Annotated in this window: 1 protein-coding gene and 1 pseudogene; both read left to right on the plus strand. The window is 66.8% G+C overall.

Features of this window, described 5'->3' with window-relative positions; genetic code table 11:
- Positions 1-83 precede the first annotated feature (83 nt).
- Complete coding sequence (gene trbF, locus BSZ31_RS12510; protein WP_105029022.1) at positions 84-788, plus strand: conjugal transfer protein TrbF; 705 nt, start codon at positions 84-86, stop codon at positions 786-788.
- Positions 785-1,773 (plus strand): annotated as a pseudogene (gene trbG, locus BSZ31_RS12515) (P-type conjugative transfer protein TrbG). Before trbF ends, trbG begins: the two are co-directional and overlap by 4 nt.
- Positions 1,774-1,830: the final 57 nt, after the last annotated feature.

The raw sequence follows: 1,830 nt of genomic DNA on the forward strand, positions 1-1,830 counted from the left end.
CTCACACGCTGCGCGGTGGCGATGGTGGTGGATCAGGGCAAGGCCCGAGCCTGCGCGATTCCGATTCATAAGGAGAGACGACCATGCGATTCAAGCGACCGCAGGTGCGCTATGCCGATACGCCGCAGCCTGCCACCCCATACCAATCCGCCGCGCAGGTGTGGGACGAGCGTATCGGCTCGGCCCGCGTGCAGGCGAAGAACTGGCGGCTGATGGCCTTCGGCTGCCTGGTGCTGGCGCTGCTGATGGCTGGCGGCCTGGTCTGGCGTTCGGCGCAGTCCATCGTCACGCCTTATGTCGTGGAAGTGGACAACGCCGGCCAGGTACGCGCCGTGGGCGAAGCGGCCACGCCGTACCAGCCCAACGACGCGCAGACGGCGCACCACATCGCGCGCTTCATCACGCTGGTTCGATCGCTGTCCATCGACCCCATCGTGGTGCGGCAGAACTGGCTGGACGCCTACGACTACACCACAGACAGGGGCGCGGCCGTGCTCAACGACCACGCCCGCACCAACGACCCGTTCGCACGCATCGGCCGCGAGTCGGTGACGGTGCAGATCACCAGTGTCGTGCGCGCCAGCGACACGTCTTTCAACGTGCGCTGGACGGAGCGCCGCTACGTCAATGGCGCGGCCGCCGGGCTGGAGCGGTGGACGGCCGTGGTGTCCATCGTGCTGCAAACCCCGCGCACCGAGGAACGTCTGCGCCACAACCCGCTGGGCATCTACGTCAACGGCCTGTCGTGGAGCCGCGAGCTGGATTCTTCCGAAGGAGCCAAGCCATGAACCTGCCTTTCCGCTTTTACGCTTTGCCGTTGATGCTTCTTGTCCTGGCGGGCTGCGCCACTCAGGGCAAGCCGCCGCCGACCATTTCGCTCGATGAACCCGTGCAGGCCCAGCCGTTGCCTGAACCGCCCAAGCCGGTCGAAGTGGTAGAGGTGCCAACGGTGCTGCCGATGCCGGCGCAGTTGAAACCGCTGCCCGAGGTGGACGAAGCGCCGCCGGCGCCGGAGCCGACCGACGAAACCGTGCGCGTATCGAAGGCCAATGCCGAGGCGCGCATTGCGCCCACGCGCGAGGGCTACGTCAACGCGATTCAGGTCTGGCCGTACACCGACGGCGCGCTGTATCAGGTCTATGCCGCGCCGGGGCGCGTGACCGTGATTTCGCTCCAGCCCGGCGAAGAACTGGTGACGGTCGCCGCCGGCGATACCGTGCGCTGGATCGTCGGCGACACGTCCAGCGGCAGCGGCGACGAACTGCGCATCAATGTGCTGGTGAAGCCGATCCGTTCCGGGTTGAAGACGAACCTGGTCATCACCACCAGCCGCCGGACGTACCTGCTGGAACTGACTTCGACCGAACGCGCCTGGATGGCATCGGTTTCCTGGGATTACCCGAGAGATCGGATGCTTGCCTTGCAGCGCCAGGCGCAGGCCGCGCAGCGACCGCGCCGGTCGATACCGGCCTGTCGCTTGAGCGCATCCGCTTCCGCTACGCGATCAGCGGCAGCAATCCGCCGTGGAAGCCTCTGCGCGCTTTCGACGACGGCGAGAAGGTCTATATCCAGTTCCCGCCGGGCATCGCCCAAGGCGAGCTGCCGCCGCTGTTCGTGATCGGCGCGCAAGGCGACGGGCAACTGGTGAACTACCGCTTCCGCTCGCCGTACTACATCGTCGATCGACTGTTCGGTGCGGCTGAACTGCGCTTGGGCGGGGACGGTGGCGACGTGGTGCGCATCGAGCGCACGGATGGCACGCGGAGGAACTGACCATGAGCCAGGACGACACTCCCGACGTTGCCGTGCCGCAGGCGGGCAAGGTCGAAC

Origin of the sequence: Limnobacter sp. SAORIC-690, assembly GCF_002954425.1 — a bacterium.
GTDB classification, from domain to species: domain Bacteria; phylum Pseudomonadota; class Gammaproteobacteria; order Burkholderiales; family Burkholderiaceae_B; genus Limnobacter; species Limnobacter profundi.